General features: G+C 63.1%; 16 protein-coding genes and 1 riboswitch. Of the genes, 12 read left to right on the top strand and 4 right to left on the bottom strand.

What is annotated here, in order from left to right:
* Positions 1-424: 424 nt before the first annotated feature.
* The 4 genes from ribB to DK391_RS40595 form a co-directional block, all read right to left on the bottom strand.
* Positions 425-1159 carry a 3,4-dihydroxy-2-butanone-4-phosphate synthase gene (gene ribB, locus DK391_RS40610; protein WP_109483643.1) on the bottom strand — a complete coding sequence of 245 codons (735 nt, stop codon included), beginning with the start codon at positions 1157-1159 and terminating at the stop codon, positions 425-427.
* 236 nt (positions 1160-1395) lie between these two features.
* Positions 1396-1576, bottom strand: a riboswitch (FMN riboswitch).
* 75 nt (positions 1577-1651) lie between these two features.
* Positions 1652-2386, bottom strand: a complete 735-nt coding sequence (locus tag DK391_RS40605) for an XRE family transcriptional regulator (RefSeq protein WP_109483642.1) — start codon at positions 2384-2386, stop codon at positions 1652-1654.
* A 259-nt stretch (positions 2387-2645) separates the two neighbouring features.
* Positions 2646-3827, bottom strand: a complete 1182-nt coding sequence (locus tag DK391_RS40600) for an MFS transporter (protein WP_109483641.1) — start codon at positions 3825-3827, stop codon at positions 2646-2648.
* Positions 3828-3844: 17 nt separating this feature from the next.
* Positions 3845-4240: a VOC family protein gene (locus tag DK391_RS40595; RefSeq protein WP_109483640.1), complete on the bottom strand. Its 396-nt coding sequence runs from the start codon at positions 4238-4240 to the stop codon at positions 3845-3847.
* A gap of 114 nt (positions 4241-4354) precedes the next feature.
* Here DK391_RS40595 and DK391_RS40590 point away from each other — a divergent pair, with 114 nt between their 5' ends.
* The 12 genes from DK391_RS40590 to DK391_RS40535 all read left to right on the top strand — a co-directional run bounded on the left by DK391_RS40590 (position 4355) and on the right by DK391_RS40535 (position 17787).
* Complete coding sequence (locus DK391_RS40590) at positions 4355-5359, top strand: LysR family transcriptional regulator (protein WP_109483639.1); 1005 nt, start codon at positions 4355-4357, stop codon at positions 5357-5359.
* A gap of 180 nt (positions 5360-5539) precedes the next feature.
* Complete coding sequence (gene miaB / locus DK391_RS40585) at positions 5540-6910, top strand: tRNA (N6-isopentenyl adenosine(37)-C2)-methylthiotransferase MiaB (RefSeq protein ID WP_109483638.1); 1371 nt, start codon at positions 5540-5542, stop codon at positions 6908-6910.
* Between the two features lie 33 nt (positions 6911-6943).
* The gene (locus DK391_RS40580; RefSeq protein ID WP_109483637.1) at positions 6944-8020 is read left to right on the top strand and encodes a PhoH family protein; all 1077 of its coding nucleotides are present in this window, start codon (positions 6944-6946) and stop codon (positions 8018-8020) included.
* A gap of 30 nt (positions 8021-8050) precedes the next feature.
* Positions 8051-8512 carry an rRNA maturation RNase YbeY gene (gene ybeY / locus DK391_RS40575; protein ID WP_109483636.1) on the top strand — a complete coding sequence of 154 codons (462 nt, stop codon included), beginning with the start codon at positions 8051-8053 and terminating at the stop codon, positions 8510-8512.
* Positions 8513-8600: 88 nt separating this feature from the next.
* Complete coding sequence (locus DK391_RS40570; RefSeq protein WP_109483635.1) at positions 8601-9257, top strand: gamma-glutamylcyclotransferase; 657 nt, start codon at positions 8601-8603, stop codon at positions 9255-9257.
* 223 nt (positions 9258-9480) lie between these two features.
* Entirely contained in the window at positions 9481-10377 is an 897-nt protein-coding gene (locus DK391_RS40565) for a transporter associated domain-containing protein (RefSeq protein ID WP_109483634.1), read from the top strand.
* Between the two features lie 33 nt (positions 10378-10410).
* The gene (lnt, locus tag DK391_RS40560; RefSeq protein ID WP_109483633.1) at positions 10411-12141 is read left to right on the top strand and encodes an apolipoprotein N-acyltransferase; all 1731 of its coding nucleotides are present in this window, start codon (positions 10411-10413) and stop codon (positions 12139-12141) included.
* 238 nt (positions 12142-12379) lie between these two features.
* The gene (gene glyQ, locus DK391_RS40555) at positions 12380-13387 is read left to right on the top strand and encodes a glycine--tRNA ligase subunit alpha (RefSeq protein WP_109483632.1); all 1008 of its coding nucleotides are present in this window, start codon (positions 12380-12382) and stop codon (positions 13385-13387) included.
* Positions 13388-13402: 15 nt separating this feature from the next.
* The gene (glyS, locus tag DK391_RS40550) at positions 13403-15502 is read left to right on the top strand and encodes a glycine--tRNA ligase subunit beta (protein WP_109483631.1); all 2100 of its coding nucleotides are present in this window, start codon (positions 13403-13405) and stop codon (positions 15500-15502) included.
* Between the two features lie 10 nt (positions 15503-15512).
* A complete protein-coding gene (gmhB, locus tag DK391_RS40545) occupies positions 15513-16070 on the top strand; it encodes a D-glycero-beta-D-manno-heptose 1,7-bisphosphate 7-phosphatase (protein WP_109483630.1) in 558 nt (185 codons plus the stop codon).
* 37 nt (positions 16071-16107) lie between these two features.
* A complete protein-coding gene (locus DK391_RS40540) occupies positions 16108-16866 on the top strand; it encodes a lysophospholipid acyltransferase family protein (RefSeq protein ID WP_109483629.1) in 759 nt (252 codons plus the stop codon).
* A gap of 60 nt (positions 16867-16926) precedes the next feature.
* A complete protein-coding gene (locus DK391_RS40535) occupies positions 16927-17787 on the top strand; it encodes a SprT family zinc-dependent metalloprotease (RefSeq protein WP_109483644.1) in 861 nt (286 codons plus the stop codon).
* Positions 17788-17878 lie beyond the last annotated feature (91 nt).

Below are 17878 nucleotides of genomic sequence, written 5' to 3'. Positions count from 1 at the left end.
ACGGTGTGTAGGTTGTCGCGCATTCTGCGTCGGCGATCCTACAAGACACACCGACCTTGCTTTTCAGTCCGGAGTGAAGCGCATACGCCGCGATAACCGACACACCGTTTGCCACCTGGGCGGCCGTGGACGAACCAACAAGGTGTGCGGTGACGCGGGGGCGTGAAGCGGGTGATGCGCTTATTCGGAGCGTGGGCAGCGGGCATCAATACGAGTGATGCCGTGTGAAGGATAGGACCGGCTGGGGGCCCGCAGGCAAGTACAAGGGCTGGTGGTGTTCAGCGGCTTTCTTTTGCCTACTTTTCTTTGCCGCGGCAAAGAAAAGTAGGTGCTGCCCCGCACAGGGGCAACCCAGGCAGACCACTAACAAAAAGCGGATGCCAGCAAACACACCAACGAACCCACCAGCAATCCAAACAACAAATCAAACCTCGCAAACCACTTCCCGCACCCCGGCGAGAGCCACTCTAAACTCAACAAGCTCAGCAATAGTCAAAATAGGCATGCGATGCAAAGCGGCAAACCGCTCGACATCGTCGCCCCGCATCATCGTGCCATCGGCATTCATCAACTCGCACAGCACGCCAGCAGGCTTCAGCCCCGCCAAAGTCACGAGATCGACTGTTCCTTCCGTGTGACCGCGCCGCGCCAGCACGCCACCCGGCATCGCGCGCAGCGGATAAACATGCCCCGGCCGCACGATATCGGCAGGCTTCGCGTTATCGGCGATCGCAGCACGAATCGTCGTCAGGCGATCAGCAGCAGACACCCCCGTCGACACGCCCTCGCGTGCCTCGATCGATACCGTGAACGCTGTCGTATTACGGCTCTCGTTGTTTGCCGTCATCGGCGGCAACTCGAGTGCGCGCACCTTCTCGTCAGGCAGGCACAGACACACAATGCCGCTGCACTCGCGAATGAACAGCGCCATCATCTCGACGCTCATGTTCTCAGCCGACATGATCAGATCCGCCTCGTTCTCGCGATCGTGGTCGTCCTGAAGCACGACGGCACGGCCTTCGCGCAATGCTTCGAGCGCGGCAGCGATACGCGGCGGAACGGATTCGGTGGCAAGCAGGGGTAGATCGGCGGTGGCGTCTTCAGCGACAACGGAAGGCGCAGGCCAGGCAAATGCAGCAGATGAAGGTACAGCGGACATGTGAAACGCTCCTCGCAAGAGTGTGGGCGAAAAACGTTTCAGGGCATTGCAAACAGACAAACGAGACGAACGCGCCCCGCCAGCCGCACGCGGCAATCATGCAACACATGACAGGCAACACCGTGCACGCACGCCTCGACAGGCGGCCGCACGACAACGTGCCATCCACAGCATGATGGCCAGATAAAGACGCTCACGCGCCCTCTCCAGCCGACAGGAGACTCAGATGACTATCTGCACATCTTCTTCCATCCGGACTCTAACCGTCGGCCCTGGCTTCTCACCAGATCTGCTGACCCTGCAAACTCAAACCACGACGCAGGCGCTCGCGGGCTCACAGACTGACGCTTCATCCATCACGAAGCGCATCGCCTGCATACCGCCGGTGGGGAATTTCGCCCCGCCCTGAAGACGTACTGATTACCGGATCATTCCGGCTCGCAGAGCATACAACAACCTCGCGCGGCGTGCAGCCCGCGCGTATTTCGGGTTTTATCCCTCGGAATGCGCAAGCGTCGCATCGCGATGTGCGTCCTGATGCACGTCTTGATGCGCTTCTTGCGGCACGTCCCAGCGCGGCGGCGTCTCCGCGTTCACCGTCACGCGAAAGGCGCGCGCTTCCGTGTCGCCGGGATTGCGCAGGCTGTGCGGCTGGTCGGCGTCGAACACGATCGAATCGCCCGTCGCCAGCAACTGACGCCGATCGTGCACGCTCACTTCCAGCGTGCCGACGCTGACGACGAGATTCACCGTCGTGCCCGGCGCGCGGCGCGTGCCGGGCTCGGTATGCAAAGGCGCGATGCGCAACTCGTGGAACTCCGCTGTCGACGGCTCGGCGTCGGGATGCAATGCGCGCGTCCAGTAACGGCCATTCGATGTCACGACGCGCGCCGAACGATCCGCCGGCAGATGCTCGAAGCCGTTCACGGCATGCTGGCGCAGGAACGCCGCAACCGATACCTTCAACGCCGCCGCGACCTTGCACAGCACCTTGATCGACGGCACGCTGCGCGCCGATTCGATCTGCGCAAGCATCGCCCGCGATACACCCGACGCCCGTGCCAACGCATCGAGCGACAACTGCCGTTCAGCGCGCAGCCGCGCCAGATTCACGCCGACGCGATGTTCGAGCGCGTCGAATTCCGTCGAACGGGTTTCGTCATGGCCATGGGCCGCGTCGTGACCTTCCGACGCGCGGTCGCGCACGAGCGCAAGCGGTGACTGCATGGTTGCCTCCAGAAACTCCGCATCGGTGCGGAGCAAGCATTAGTGGAGGCAAGACTAGCACCCGCGTTTGCCGCGCCAAACGAAGTTATCTTCACACTGTTATCACGATCGCAGAGGACGCTTATGCGCTGGCGTGCGATGCGTTCAGCACGCGGACTTCGAAAGCATCAGACGAAAAAAAGCCCATGCATTGCTGCATGAGCATCGTCGGTCTCGACCATCCTGATCGCGCGGTCCGTTCAGGCGCCGCGCGACACACTCAAACCCGCTCGCGCACGTCGCGCGCCACCACGGCAGCGGCGGGCGCATCCAGCCGCGAGGCGAACCACGTCAGCGCCAGCGCGGCCAGCGCGACCAGTGCCGCAACGTACGGCAATGCATCGAGTCCATAGCCGTGGCTGATCGCCAGCCCGCCGAGCCACGCGCCGCCCGCGTTGCCCATGTTGAACGCACCGATGTTGAGCGTCGACGCCAGATTCGGCGCTGCCTTCGCCTTCTCGACCACGCGCATCTGCAGCGGCGGCACCGTCGCAAAGGCCGCGATACCCCAGATGAACACGGTCACGGCTGCTGCGATCTGCGAGTGGCTGGTGTGCGCGAACACGGCCATCACCACGGCGAGCGCGATCAGAATGCCCATCAGCGACGGCATCAGCGAGCGGTCTGCCAGTTTCCCGCCGATCGTGTTGCCCACCGTCAGGCCAACGCCGAACAGCACCAGGATCAGCGTGACGCCGTGCGGCGTGAAGCCGCTCACCTGTTCGAGGATCGGCGCGATGTAGGTGAACACCACGAACACGCCGCCGAAACCGAGCACGGTCATCATCAATGCGAGCCACACCTGCGGTTCCTTCAGCACACGCACTTCGTGGCCGAGACCCGCCGGCCCCGTGTCATGTCGATTCGGCACCAGCGCCGTGACACCCGCGAGCGACAGCACGCCGAACGCAGCCACGATCCAGAACGCCATGCGCCAGCCGAACATCTGGCCGATGAACGTCCCGAACGGCACGCCGAGCACGTTCGCGAGCGTGAGGCCCGTGAACATCAGCGCAATCGCGCTCGCCCGCTTTTCCTGCGGCACCAGCGACGCAGCCACCACCGCGCCAATGCCGAAGAACGAACCATGCGCGAACGACGTCACGACACGCGCGATCATCAGCACGGAATAATCCGACGCGATCGCGCACAGCACGTTGCCGACGATGAACACGCCCATCAGCAACTGCAGCGCGAGCTTGCGGGGCATCTTGCTGGTGACGACAGCCAGCAGCGGCGCGCCGACAGCCACGCCGAGCGCGTAACCGCTGACGAGCAGACCAGCGGAAGGAAGCGACACGGCGAGATCCTTCGCCACATCGGGCAGCAAGCCCATGATGACGAACTCGGTAGTGCCGATGGCGAACGCGCTGATCGCAAGCGCTAGCAAGGGAATGGGCATGACAGGCTCCAGACGGTTCAGAAGGACGCGCGCTGGACATGGCGCGCCGCCGTCACGAACTCGATGACGACGGACGCGGCCAGCGCGACGAACAGTTGCACTTCACCCGAAAGCGGCACATCGGCCGTCTGATACGGAACGCCGGCCTTGTCCAGCCGCGCAAGCAGCGCCTGCCACTGCGCGCCGTCGTCGAGACGGAACGCGAGGTGGTCGATGCGCGGCGTCACGCGGACGGCATGGCCCGGCAAGGTCGAATCGACGAGGTGGATCACCGGGCGGCCGTCGGCATAAAGCCAGTAGCCACCCACGCCGAACGGCGGCCGCGCGCCCTCTTCCAGTCCGACGACATCGACGAAAAACCGCCGCGTGGCGTCGAGATCGGGTGTGACGATGGTCGCGTGGTCGAGATGCATGATGCGTGCTCCGGGTAAACGCGGATGTCGCGTTTTCAGGATCGGATTGTCCGCGAAGCTCTCACTTTTGATAATTGGCGTACCATTTGAAGGATTTTCAAATGGTGTCGAATAATGACCGACAATCTGGGCGACATCCGGCTATTCGTCGAAGCGGCGCAGTTGGGCAGTCTGTCGGCGGCGGGCCGCAAGCTTGGGCTGACGCCCGCAGCCGCCAGCGCGCGCCTCGCCAAGCTGGAAGGCGGGCTGAAGGCGCGCCTGTTCGAGCGCACCACGCGCCAGTTGCGTCTCACCGACGAAGGCCGTCTTTATCTGAGTTGCTGCCAGCAGGCGCTGCGCGCACTCGACGACGCCGAAGCCGCGCTGCAAGCGGGCCAGAACGCCGTGCGCGGCAAGGTGCGCATCTCCGCGACCTCGGACTTCGGGCGCAATCTGCTGATGCACTGGCTCGACGAGTTCAATGCGCTGTACCCGGACGTCACCTTCGCGCTGACTCTGTCCGATTCGCTGCAAAACCTGGTGCAGGAAGATATCGACCTCGCGATCCGTTTCGGCGTGCCGCAGGACAGTTCGCTGGTCGCGCGGCGGCTCGCGCCGAATCCGCGTGTGCTGTGCGCGTCGCCGGAATACATCGCGCGGCGCGGCGAGCCGAAAGATCCGCTCGATCTGGCCCGATTCGATTGCATCGTGCTCGGCACGACATCCGGCCCCGTCAACGAGTGGCGCTTCACGCGCGGCGACGAAACCGTCACGTACACCATTCCACTCGAAACCGCGCGCGAAACCAACGATGGCGCCGTCGCGCGCGAATGGGCGCTGCGCGGCTACGGCATCGTGATCAAGTCGATGTGGGACGTCGAAGCCGATCTGAAAAGCGACGGCCTGCGCGTGCTGCTGCCCGAATGGCGTTATCCCGACGCGCCGCTGCACGCGCTGTATCACCGCAACCGCTTCATGGCGCCGCGCGTGCGCGTGCTGCTGGATTTTCTCGCCGAACGTTTTGCGACCACCACGGGCGAACTGGAAGCGCAGCTTGGCCTGCCGCAGTCACTCACCCACGCGCGGAAAACGTCCGCGCGCACCCGAAAATCGTCGACAAACGTAGACCCTGGCGTCTAAGCCACGCCCCGGCACGCCGCCAAAGCCCCACGCCGCAAAGGGCTATAATGTTGGACTACGCTATAAAGACGCGCTTCGGGCGCTCCAGCCCGATCTTCCGCGCCACGGCGCCACGCGTTTTTCATCTCTTCACCTTTTATTGACGCCCCCAGATTAATTGCTGCGACCGGCGAACACTCGATGACCAAGAAAGTTTATGTAAAGACCTTTGGCTGCCAGATGAACGAGTACGACTCCGACAAGATGGTCGACGTACTCGGCGCGGCAGAAGGCCTCGTCAAAACCGACAACCCCGAAGACGCTGACGTCATTCTGTTCAACACCTGCTCGGTGCGCGAAAAGGCGCAGGAAAAAGTGTTCTCCGATCTCGGCCGCGTGCGCGAACTGAAGGAAGCGAACCCGAACCTGCTGATCGGCGTCGGCGGCTGCGTGGCGAGCCAGGAAGGCGCGTCGATCGTGTCGCGCGCACCGTACGTGGACCTCGTGTTCGGCCCGCAGACCTTGCACCGTCTGCCGCAGATGATCGACCAGCGCCGCGCGAGCGGCCGTCCGCAAGTCGACATCACGTTCCCGGAAATCGAGAAGTTCGATCATCTGCCGCCCGCGAAAGTGGATGGCCCGAGCGCGTTCGTGTCGATCATGGAAGGTTGCAGCAAGTACTGCAGCTATTGCGTCGTGCCGTACACGCGCGGTGAAGAAGTGTCGCGTCCGCTCGACGACGTGCTGACGGAAATCGCCGGTCTCGCCGATCAGGGCGTGCGTGAAGTGACGCTGCTCGGCCAGAACGTGAACGCTTATCGTGGCGCGATGACGCTCGGTGCGACCGAAATCGCCGATTTCGCCACGCTGATCGAATACGTCGCGGACATTCCGGGCATCGAACGGATTCGCTATACGACGTCGCACCCGAAGGAATTCACGCAGCGCCTGATCGACACCTACGCGAAAGTGCCGAAGCTCGTCAGCCATCTGCATCTGCCCGTGCAGCACGGCTCGGACCGCATTCTGATGGCGATGAAGCGCGGTTATACCGTGCTCGAATACAAGTCGGTGATCCGCAAGCTGCGCGCGATCCGCCCGGACCTGTCGCTGTCGACGGACATGATCGTCGGCTTCCCCGGCGAGACGGAAGAAGACTTCGAGAAGATGATGCAGCTCGTGCACGACATGAGCTACGACACGAGCTTCTCGTTCATCTACAGCCCGCGTCCCGGCACGCCCGCCGCGAACCTGCACGACGATACGCCGCGCGAAGTGAAGCTGCGCCGCTTGCAGCATCTGCAGGCGACCATCGAAGAAAACGTGCAGCGCATCAGTGAAGCGATGGTCGGCAAGGTCGAGCGCATTCTGGTCGAGCGCCCGGCGCGCAAGGACCCGAATGAACTCGCAGGCCGCACTGAAAATAACCGCGTGGTGAATTTCCCCGCGCCGGTGGAATCGCACGCGCGCCTGATCGGCCAGATGATCGACGTGAAGATCGTGCATGCATATCCGCATTCGCTGCGCGGCGAACTCGTGATGGTTCACGACACCGCGCCCGCCACTCATTAAGCTGTAGCGCACTGACAGGACCGAACTCAAGCCTTGAAGACCTCTCAGCAACATCTGGAATTCACTGCGCCGCGCGAAGACAACGCGCGGCTTGCCAACCTCTGCGGGCCGCTCGACGAAAACCTGCGGCAGATCGAGCAGGCGCTCGACGTCACGCTGCAACGACGCGGCCACCGCATCAGCATCCGCGGGCGCGGCGCGAAAGTCGCCCTCAATGCGCTCGAAAACTTCTACAACAACGCACGCGATCCGTTGTCCGTCGACGATATCCAGCTTGCGCTCGTCGAAGCGCGCCATGCGGCCGCCAATGGGCGCGCAGGCGGTAACGGCGAGGCGGAAATCGATCCACGTTTTCGCGGCGATCCCGACCCTCCGTTCGACGAGCCCGTGCACGATGGCGGCGAAAACGAAGAGGAACTCGGCCCGAAGCTGTACACGCGCCGCGCCGATCTGCGCGGCCGCACACCCGCGCAGCGCGAGTATCTGAAGCAGATCGTTTCGCACGACGTCACCTTCGGCATTGGGCCCGCGGGCACGGGCAAGACGTATCTGGCCGTCGCGTGTGCTGTCGATGCGCTCGAGCGCGATCAGGTCAAGCGCATCGTGCTGACGCGTCCCGCTGTCGAAGCGGGCGAGCGTCTGGGCTTCCTGCCCGGCGATCTCGCGCAGAAGGTCGATCCGTATCTGCGCCCGCTGTACGACGCGCTCTACGATCTGCTCGGTTTCGACAAGACGGCGAAGATGTTCGAGCGCCAGATGATCGAAATCGCGCCGCTCGCGTACATGCGCGGCCGCACGCTGAATCACGCGTTCATCATTCTCGACGAGGCGCAGAACACCACGCCCGAGCAGATGAAGATGTTCCTCACGCGTATCGGCTTCGGCTCGAAGGCGGTCGTCACGGGCGACACGACGCAGATCGATTTGCCGCGCGGCCACAAGAGCGGGCTGATCGAAGCGCAGCGTGTGCTCGCGGACGTGCGCGGCATCGCGCTCACGCGCTTCACGAGCGCAGATGTGGTGCGGCATCCGCTGGTGGCGCGCATCGTCGAGGCTTACGACGCGGCTTCGAAGAAAGAAGCAGCCGATGCGGCGGAAGCCGCGAAGTGATGCGGACATGACACGGATGAACAACGACGCATGAGCCGCGCCCCGAAACTGTCGCTGAATCTGCAATTCCCCGCTGGAAAAGCGTGGCCCGAGCACAAGGCGCTGTTGCCCAAAGCAACCGTTGCCGCGTGGATCAAGGCCGCGCTGTTCGCGGATGCCGAGCTGACCGTGCGTTTCGTCGATGCCGAAGAAGGCCAGACGCTGAACCGCACGTATCGCGGCAAGGATTACGCGACCAACGTGCTGACCTTCGCCTACGCGGAATCGGAAGACGATCCCGTCACGGGCGATCTGATCCTGTGCTGCCCTGTCGTCGAGAAAGAAGCGAACGAACAGGGCAAGCCGCTCGAAGCGCACTACGCGCATCTGCTCGTCCACGGCGCGCTGCATGCACAGGGCTACGATCACGAGGACGAAGCGGAAGCCGAAGAAATGGAAGCGATCGAAACCGAAGTGCTCGGCAAGCTGGGCTTCCCCGACCCGTACGAATAAAGGCTCGACAGCAGGAATCAGGAGCCGGCATCACCGACGTGTCGATCGCAGGCTCTGAATCTTCAGTCAGCCAACCGATCGAATCAACGTGAGCCAACCTCTTTCATCTGCGCCGTCGCCACGCCTGCCCTGTCCCGACTATCCGCCGTCGCTGGGCGAATCGCGCCTTTTGACGGACGACGAACTGCGTGCGTCGCTCGAGTGTTCGCTGCGCGACTGGGACGGGAAGACCGATCTCTGGCTGTTTGGTTATGGGTCGCTGATCTGGAATCCCGGTCTGCCGACCGTCGAGGCGTTGCGCTCGCGGGTGCATGGATACCATCGCGGGCTGTATCTGTGGTCGCGCGGCAATCGCGGCACGCCGGAGCAGCCGGGTCTCGTGCTGGCGCTCGATCGCGGCGGATCGTGCAGTGGGATCGCGTGCCGGCTGGCTGCCGACGGCGCGATGCCGCATCTCGAAGCACTCTGGCGGCGTGAAATGGCGATGGGGTCGTATCGGCCCGCGGGGCTGCCGCGTGTGCTTGCCGATGGACGGCGCGTCGACGCGCTCGCTTTTGTCATGCGGCGGGACGTGGCTTCCTACACGGGCAAACTGTCCGACGACGTCGTGAAGACCGTGCTCGACTGTGCTTCCGGACGGTACGGGACGACGCTCGATTACGTCAGCCGGACCGTGGTTGCGCTGCGCGAGAGCGGCATGCCGGATCGGGCGCTCGAAGCGCTGCTGGCGCGATGTAAAGGCTGATTTTTGACTCCACACCCCCTGCGAAGCCGATATCAGTTAGGATAAAAGCGAGCCTTTTCGACGGAACGGTTCCGAATGCCGCGAAATTCGCGGCATTCGCGGTCGATCAACCCGGAAAAGCCCAGCTCTACACGCCGCCGTGCGCGAGGACACAGTCCCGCCACGCCCGTGGTGTATCCTTAACGCTCTGCAACAGCGCGTCCAGCTTTCCGGGCGCACCACCATGAACGATTCGTATCCCAGTCGACGCCATACCAGCGACAAACCCCAGGAAAAGCGCTCACTCCTCGAGCGATTGACCGACTTCATCTCGCCCGAGCCAGATTCTCGCGGCGAACTCCTAGAAATTCTGCAGGACGCGCACGAACGTAATCTCATCGACGCCGATTCACTGTCGATGATCGAAGGCGTGTTCCAGGTTTCCGAGCTCTGCGCACGCGACATCATGATTCCGCGCGCGCAAATGGACGCGATCAACATCGCGGACGCTCCCGACGAATTCATCCCGTACATGCTGGAAAAGGCGCACTCGCGCTACCCCGTGTACGAAGGCAATCGCGACAACGTCATCGGCGTGCTGCTCGCGAAAGACCTGCTGCGCTACTACGCCGAAGAAGAAGCCGACGTGCGCGGCATGCTGCGCCCCGCCGTCTTCATCCCCGAATCGAAGCGCCTGAACGTGCTGCTGCACGATTTCCGCGTGAACCGTAATCACATCGCCATCGTCGTCGATGAATATGGCGGCGTGGCGGGCGTGATCACGATCGAAGACGTGCTCGAACAGATCGTCGGCGATATCGAGGACGAATACGATTTCGACGAAGAAAGCGGCAACATCATCGCGTCGCCGGACGGCCGGTTCCGTGTGCGCGCGCTGACCGAGATCGAGCAGTTCAACGAAGAGTTCGGTACCCACTATTCGGACGAGGAAGTCGATACCATCGGCGGTCTCGTGACGCACCATTTCGGACGCGTGCCGCATCGCGGCGAAAAGGTGAAACTCGACGATCTCATCTTCGAAGTGCTGCGCGCCGATGCCCGCCAGATCCATATGCTGCTCGTGCGCCGCGATCCGCTCGCGGGACAGCGCGAACGCGACGCCCAGCACGTGCAAACCTGATCTCCGGATCTCCCTGAAGCCGACCACGCAACAATGGCCGACCCGATTACTTCCCGTCTGCGCCGCGGCGTGACGCCCGACGCAGCCGATGCAAACATCGGGCGCGCCCGGACGTTGCCGTGGTGGCACTACCTCGCCGCCGCCGCCGCCGGCGCGCTCAACACGCTCTCCTTCGCACCGACGCCGCATGGCGGTTGGCTCGAACTCGCGGTCTTCGTGTTCTTCTTTGCGTGGCTCACGCGCACGACAGGCTGGAAAAGCGCGACCCTCACCGGCTTCGCGTTCGGCTTCGGCAACTACGTCACGGGCGTGTGGTGGCTGTATGTGAGCATGCACTTCTACGGCGGCATGCCCGCGCCGCTGGCGGGCACGGCGCTCGTGCTGTTCTCGCTGTATCTGGCCGTCTATCCAGCGCTTGCGGCGGGCATCTGGTCGTTCTGCGCGGGACACGCGCGTAACGGCAAACTCGTCGATACCCAGCCGTTTTCGCCGACGTGGCACGGCGCGTTTGCATTCGCGAGCGCGTGGGCTATCGGTGAATGGCTGCGCGGCACCGTGTTCACCGGCTTTCCGTGGCTCGCGAGTGGTTATGCGCAGGTCGACGGGCCGTTTGCGGGATTTGCACCTATCGTCGGCGTGTATGGCGTCGGTTGGGTGATGGCGCTTGCTGCTGCACTGATCGCGCAAGCGCTGCTGCGTTCGCGCACGCCGTCGAACACTGACACGCAGAGCGCGTCGCCGCTCGGTCCGCGCGTGGCGACGCCCGCTGTCATCGCCGTCGTGCTGATCGCCGCGGGCCTGCTGTTGCCGCTGGTGTCGTGGACCACGCCCGCGAACGCGACGCTGACAGTCCGCCTGCTGCAAGGCCACGTGAAGCAGGACATGAAGTTCGAGGAATCGGGCGTCAAGTCTGCTATCGACGAATATCAGCAGATGATCACGGCCAAACCCGCCGATCTGATCGTTACGCCGGAAACGGCGATTCCTGTGCTTGCGCAGGCAATCCCCGAATCGTTCGCGCTGGCCGTGCGCCATTTCGCCGATTCGACCCATTCGTCGATTCTGTTCGGCGCGATTGGCGGAAAAATCACGCCGGAAGGCCGCGTGGTCGATTACACCAACAGCCTGTTCGGCATCACGCCCGATCAACCCGGCGTGTATCGCTACGACAAGCATCATCTGGTGCCGTTCGGCGAGTTCGTGCCGTGGGGTTTCCGCTGGTTCGTGAATCTGATGAACATCCCGCTCGGCGATTTCGCGCGCGGTCCCGCCGTGCAGAAACCGTTCGTGGTGCACAACCAGCCCATCGCCGTCGATATCTGCTACGAAGACATCTTCGGCGAGGAAATCGCCCGCACCGTGCGCGAGAGTGACGTGCCGGCGGGTGTGCTGGTGAACTCGACCAATCTCGCGTGGTTCGGCGACACCATCGCGCTCGATCAGCATCTGCAGATCGCACGCATGCGCTCGCTCGAAACGGGCCGCCCGATGCTGCGCGCGACCAACACGGGCGCAACGGCCGCCATCGACGCGCACGGCAACGTCGTCGCGCGTCTGCCTGTGTTCACGCAAGGTTCGATCGAAACCACCGTGCAGGGCACCACGGGCTTCACGCCGTACGTGACGAGTGGCAACAACACGGTGCTCGCCGTGTCGCTGCTGTTCCTCGCGTTTGGGTTTGCATTCGGTCCGGGCCGCGACCGGTCGGGCCGTGATCGGTCGGGCGGGTTGAAAAAGAACGGCAACACAACCGGCAACGCCTAAGATCAGAATCAACGGGCGGCGCGGCACACAACGCACGCCAAAGCACACAAACGCGCCCCCGTTGAACCACCAGGCCCCAGAAAGTCTCAAGCCACCGGCAATCCGGTAAAATTCAGGGTTTCACAGCACTGGGCCGCGCAACCGGCCGGCTGCACGGCAAACGGCCAGCCCGGCACGCGCGCCACGCAAGCCGCACGGCATCCGCGTCCTGCCTGAAAGGCACCCTTCAAGGCACTTCATGCTCACGTTTCAGCAAATCATCCTGACGCTGCAATCCTATTGGGACAAGCAGGGTTGCGCGCTGCTCCAGCCGATCGACATGGAAGTCGGCGCGGGCACGTCCCACGTCCACACGTTCCTGCGCGCAATCGGCCCCGAGCCGTGGCGTGCAGCGTATGTCCAGCCGTCGCGCCGTCCGAAGGATGGCCGTTATGGCGAGAACCCGAACCGCCTGCAGCACTACTACCAGTATCAGGTCGTGCTGAAGCCCGCGCCGGAAAACATCCTCGATCTGTACCTGGGCTCGCTCGAAGCACTCGGCTTCGACCTGAAGCAAAACGACGTGCGCTTCGTCGAAGACGACTGGGAAAATCCGACGCTCGGCGCGTGGGGTCTCGGCTGGGAAGTGTGGCTCAACGGCATGGAAGTGACGCAGTTCACGTACTTCCAGCAGGTGGGCGGCCTCGACTGCAAGCCGGTGCTCGGCGAAATCACCTACGGTCTCGAACGTCTCGCGATGTATCTGCAGAAGGTCGAGAACGTCTATGACCTGATCTGGACCGAGTGGGAAGAACAAGGCCCGAATGGTCCGGAAATGCGCCGCCTCACGTATGGCGACGTGTATCACCAGAACGAAGTCGAGCAATCCACTTATAACTTCGAGCACGCGAACACCGATCTGCTGTTCACGTTCTTCAACAGTTACGAAAGCGAAGCGAAGCGCATGATCGAAGTGCCGCTCGCGCTTCCCGCTTACGAACTCGTGCTGAAGGCCGCTCACACGTTCAATCTGCTCGACGCGCGCGGCGCGATCTCCGTGACGGAGCGCGCGGCGTATATCGGCCGGATTCGCGCGCTGTCGCGCCTCGTCGCGCAGGCGTATTTCGACTCGCGCGAAAAGCTCGGCTTCCCGATGCTCGGCAATCCCGTGCACGGCGTGCCCGGCCTCACTACCGACGAACAGGACGCCGCGATGCCCGCGTGGGCGCCGCCGCTCAAAGTCGAACGCAAGATCGACCAGGACTGACGAGACCAAGAAGACATGACGCAATCCCATCAAGCCACCCTGCTCGTCGAACTGCTGACCGAGGAACTGCCGCCGAAAGCGCTCGCGCGTCTCGGCGACGCGTTCGCGGAAGGCATCGCGCAACGCCTCGCGGCGCGCGACCTGATCGAAGGCGAATTGCAGTTCGAGCGTTACGCGACGCCGCGCCGCCTCGCCGTGACCATCAAGAACGTGCGCAACGTCGCGCCGGAAAAACACGTGCGCGAAAAAGTGCTGCCTGTTTCCGTCGCACTCGATGCGAACGGCCAGCCCACGCCGCCGCTCGCGAAGAAGCTCGCGGCGCTCGGCTTCCCCGATTTCTCGGTGAACGATCTCGAGCGCGCGAACGACGGCAAGGCCGAAGCGTTCTTCCTGCGTTACGCGGCGCCCGGCGCCACGCTCGCGGAAGGCCTGCAAACGGCGCTCGACGAAACGCTCGCCAAGTTGCCTATTCCGAAGGTCATGACGTATCAGCGTCCGGACGGTTCGAACGTGCAGTTCGTGCGCCCTGTACATCGTCTGACGGTGCTGCATGACAAGGAAGTCGTGCCCGTCACCGCGTTCGGCATCGACGCCGACGACACCACGCTCGGCCATCGTTTCCTGTCCGAAGGCTTCGTGCAGATCCAGCACGCGGATCACTACGCGGAAACGCTGATCCACAAGGGCAAGGTCGTGCCGAACTTCGCCGACCGCAAGGAAACGATCCGCACGCATCTGCTCGCGCAGGCGAACGGCGACGAAGTCGTGATGCCCGATTCGCTGCTCGACGAAGTGACGTCGCTGGTCGAATGGCCCGTCGTCTACACGTGCAAGTTCGAGGATGAGTTCCTGCAAGTGCCGCAGGAATGTCTGATCCTCACGATGCAGACCAACCAGAAGTACTTCGCGCTCACCGATGCGAACGGCAAGCTGCGCTCGCGCTTCCTGATCGTGTCGAACATCGATACGAAAACGCCGGATGAGATCGTCGAAGGCAATGAGCGCGTGGTGCGCCCGCGTCTCGCCGATGCGAAGTTCTTCTTCGAACAGGACAAGAAGCGTCCCCTCGCCGATCGCGTGCCGCAACTCGCGAACGTCGTATATCACAACAAGCTGGGTTCGGCGCTGCAACGTGTCGAGCGTCTCGAAGCGCTGGCCGGCGCGATCGCACAGATGATCGGCGCGGACGTTGGGCTCGCGAAGCGCGGTGCGCATCTCGCGAAGGCCGACTTGCTGACCGATATGGTTGGCGAATTCCCCGAGTTGCAAGGCACGATGGGCACGTACTACGCGCGTCACGACGGCGAGCCGGAAGAAGTCGCGCTCGCATGCTCGGAACACTATCAGCCGCGCTTCTCGGGCGATGCTTTGCCGTCCACGACGACGGGCACGATCGTCGCGCTCGCCGACAAGCTCGAAACGCTGGTCGGCATCTGGGGCATCGGCCTGCAACCGACTGGCGAAAAAGATCCGTTCGCGCTGCGCCGTCACGCGCTCGGCGTGCTGCGTATCCTCGTCGAAAAGCAGTTGCCGATCGATCTCGTCGAACTGCTGCGCGTCACCTACGCGCAGTTCGCGAACGTGCCGAATGTCGCGGATTCGACGCAGGCCATCTACGAATTCTGTATCGACCGTCTGCGCGGACAACTGCGCGAACGCGGCTACTCGGCAGGTGAAGTGGATGCCGTGCTCGCACTGAACCCGACGCGTTTCGACGATATCGTCGCGCGTCTGGACGCGGTGCGCGAATTCGCGGCGCTGTCGGAAGCGGCATCGCTCGCGGCGGCGAACAAGCGTATTTCGAACATCCTGAAGAAGTCGGAAGGCGCGAACGCGGGCGGCGTGCAGATCACACTGCTCGTCGAAGCGGCCGAAAAGGCACTGCACGCACAGTTGGAACAGGTTGCGCCGCGCGTGCAGTCGCAACTCGCCGAGCGTCAGTACACGGGCGCGCTGTCGGCGCTCGCCGCGCTGCGCGAACCCGTCGATACGTTCTTCAACGACGTGATGGTCAACGCGGAAGACCCCGCATTGCGTGCGAACCGCCTCGCGCTGCTCGGCGCGCTGCATCAACAGATGAACTGCGTCGCGGATATTTCGCGCCTCGCAGCCTGAGCGCCGCATCATGGGAACAGCAAAGAAACTGGTGGTGCTCGATCGGGACGGCGTGATCAACGTCGACTCGGACGCGTTCATCAAATCGCCCGATGAGTGGGTCGCGCTGCCCGGCAGTCTCGAAGCGATCGCGCGGCTCAATCAGGCCGGTTATCGCGTGGCGATCGCGACGAACCAGTCTGGCATCGGCCGTGGCCTGTTCGACATGGACGCGCTCAACGCGATGCATCTGAAGATGCATCGCGCGGCGGCGGCTGTCGGCGGTCGCATCGATGCCGTGTTCTTCTGCCCGCACACGGCCGACGATCACTGCGAATGCCGCAAGCCACGCCCCGGCATGCTGAAGATGATCGCTGAGCGTTTCGAGATCGATCCGGAACATACGCCGGTTGTCGGCGATTCGTTGCGCGATCTTGAAGCGGGCGCCGCGCTCGGTTTCGTTCCGCATCTGGTGCTGACGGGCAAGGGCAAGAAGACGCTCGAAGCTGGCGGGTTGCCAGAAGGCACACGCGTGCATGCTGATCTGCGCACGTTCGCCCGCGACTTCCTCGCCGAAGAACAAGAATGACGCGCACTCAAGCGCTCCCACTTCACTGACCACGCCGATGCGCTTTATCCGCTCGCTGTTGCTGCTGATTTTCTTTGCGGTGTTCACGATTCCCTACGCGACCGCATGCTTTATCGCGTTTCCGTTCATGCGCGCCGACAACCGCTACTGGATGGCGGTCGGTTGGTGCCGCACGACGCTCAACGTCGTGCGCTGGCTGAATGGCATCCGCTACGAAATACACGGCATGGACAATCTGCCGAACGGCCCTGCCGTGCTGCTGTCGAAGCATCAATCCGCGTGGGAGACGCTCGCGTTCCCCGCGTTGATGCCGCGTCCGCTGTGCTACGTGTTCAAGCGCGAATTGCTGTACGTGCCGTTCTTCGGCTGGGCGCTGGGCATGCTGAAGATGATTCAGATCGACCGCAAGGAAGGCAAGAATGCGTTCGCGTCGGTGACGCGGCAAGGCGCGCGACGCATGTCCGAAGGCGCGTGGGTCATCATGTTTCCGGAAGGCACGCGCACGCCGACAGGCAAGCAGGGCAAGTACAAGACGGGTGGCGCGCGCTTCGCCGTGGCGACGGGCGCAGCCGTGGTGCCCATCGCGCACAATGCAGGACGTGTGTGGCCGCGCAACTCGTTCATGAAATATGCGGGTATAGTCACAGTGTCGATCGGCAAACCGATCGACACCACCGGGCTCACGCCCGACGAAGTGAACACGCGCGTCGAAACGTGGATCGAGGCGGAGATGCGCCGCATCGATCCGACCGCTTATGGCGACGAGCAGAGCACGCCCGCCGCCGCCCGTATCTGACGCGCCACGCTGCGATGCGCTTTTGTGCGCATGGCGGCGTATCAGCGCGAAGTGAGTCCGATGCAGAAGTCTTCCAAGCCGCAGCCTGCTGCGGCGCTCGATAGCCGGCAACTCGATCTGCCGCTCTTCGAAGAGCCGGGCACATCGCCCGCACCGTCGCAGCAACCCAAGCCTGCGGCTCCCCTTGCTCCCGATGGCTCGAAATTGCGCAGCGTCACGCTGGGCGCGCGCACGTTGCACTACGCGCTGAAGCGTTCATCGCGTCGCTCGATTGGGTTTGCCATCGACAGCACCGGGCTGACGATCACTGCGCCGCGCTGGGTCACGCTCGCCGATATCGAAACAGCGATTGCCGAAAAGCAGCGCTGGATCTTCACGAAACTCACCGAATGGCAGACGCGCACTGAGCAGCGCGTGATGCCGCGCGTCGACTGGAAAGATGGGGCGGAGGTGCCTTATCTCGGGCAGAACGTGCGGATTTCGCTGGCGGCTGCGAATGGATTGCTGGCTTTTGATCCGTCTTCGAACGTGCTGGCGTTGCCGTTGCCTGCGCAGGCGGATCCGCAGCAGATCAAGGATCGCGTGCAGGGTTGGCTACAGAGCGAAGCCAAGCGCATTTTTGGTGAACGGCTTGATGTGTATGCCGAGAAGTTGGGCGTGTCGTATCGAGCTTATGGACTCTCTTCTGCCGCGACACGCTGGGGGAGTTGTTCAAGCGATGGCAAGATCCGGCTCAACTGGCGGCTGATTCATTTTCCGCTTTCTATCATCGACTATGTGGTTGCGCATGAACTCGCGCATTTGCGCGAGATGAACCATAGTCCGCGGTTCTGGCAGACTGTTGAGTCGATATTTCCTGAGTTTCGGGAGGCGAGGCAGACGCTTAAGCATCATCCGCCGGAGTTGCTGCCGACGTTGTGAGTGGTGTTTTTGGTTGGCGTCCGCGATTTGTTAGTGGTTTGCTAGTGTTGCCCCTGTGCGGGGCGGCACTTACTTTCTTTGCCGCCGCAAA

Origin of the sequence: Paraburkholderia sp. C35 (genome assembly GCF_003121405.1) — a bacterium.
Lineage (GTDB): Bacteria > Pseudomonadota > Gammaproteobacteria > Burkholderiales > Burkholderiaceae > Paraburkholderia.
The sequence above is the reverse complement of the archived record's forward strand: the minus strand, read 5'-3'. Positions and strand labels throughout refer to the sequence as shown.

Excerpts from the sequence above, each read along its gene's own strand:
- ribB (WP_109483643.1), bottom strand. The coding sequence starts at position 1,159 with ATGTCCGCTGTACCTTCATCTGCTGCATTTGCCTGGCCTGCGCCTTCC.
- DK391_RS40605 (WP_109483642.1), bottom strand. The coding sequence starts at position 2,386 with ATGCAGTCACCGCTTGCGCTCGTGCGCGACCGCGCGTCGGAAGGTCAC.
- DK391_RS40600 (WP_109483641.1), bottom strand. The coding sequence starts at position 3,827 with ATGCCCATTCCCTTGCTAGCGCTTGCGATCAGCGCGTTCGCCATCGGC.
- DK391_RS40595 (WP_109483640.1), bottom strand. The coding sequence starts at position 4,240 with ATGCATCTCGACCACGCGACCATCGTCACACCCGATCTCGACGCCACG.
- DK391_RS40590 (WP_109483639.1), top strand. The coding sequence starts at position 4,355 with ATGACCGACAATCTGGGCGACATCCGGCTATTCGTCGAAGCGGCGCAG.
- miaB (WP_109483638.1), top strand. The coding sequence starts at position 5,540 with ATGACCAAGAAAGTTTATGTAAAGACCTTTGGCTGCCAGATGAACGAG.
- ybeY (WP_109483636.1), top strand. The coding sequence starts at position 8,051 with ATGAGCCGCGCCCCGAAACTGTCGCTGAATCTGCAATTCCCCGCTGGA.
- DK391_RS40565 (WP_109483634.1), top strand. The coding sequence starts at position 9,481 with ATGAACGATTCGTATCCCAGTCGACGCCATACCAGCGACAAACCCCAG.
- lnt (WP_109483633.1), top strand. The coding sequence starts at position 10,411 with ATGGCCGACCCGATTACTTCCCGTCTGCGCCGCGGCGTGACGCCCGAC.
- glyQ (WP_109483632.1), top strand. The coding sequence starts at position 12,380 with ATGCTCACGTTTCAGCAAATCATCCTGACGCTGCAATCCTATTGGGAC.
- glyS (WP_109483631.1), top strand. The coding sequence starts at position 13,403 with ATGACGCAATCCCATCAAGCCACCCTGCTCGTCGAACTGCTGACCGAG.
- gmhB (WP_109483630.1), top strand. The coding sequence starts at position 15,513 with ATGGGAACAGCAAAGAAACTGGTGGTGCTCGATCGGGACGGCGTGATC.
- DK391_RS40540 (WP_109483629.1), top strand. The coding sequence starts at position 16,108 with ATGCGCTTTATCCGCTCGCTGTTGCTGCTGATTTTCTTTGCGGTGTTC.
- DK391_RS40535 (WP_109483644.1), top strand. The coding sequence starts at position 16,927 with ATGCAGAAGTCTTCCAAGCCGCAGCCTGCTGCGGCGCTCGATAGCCGG.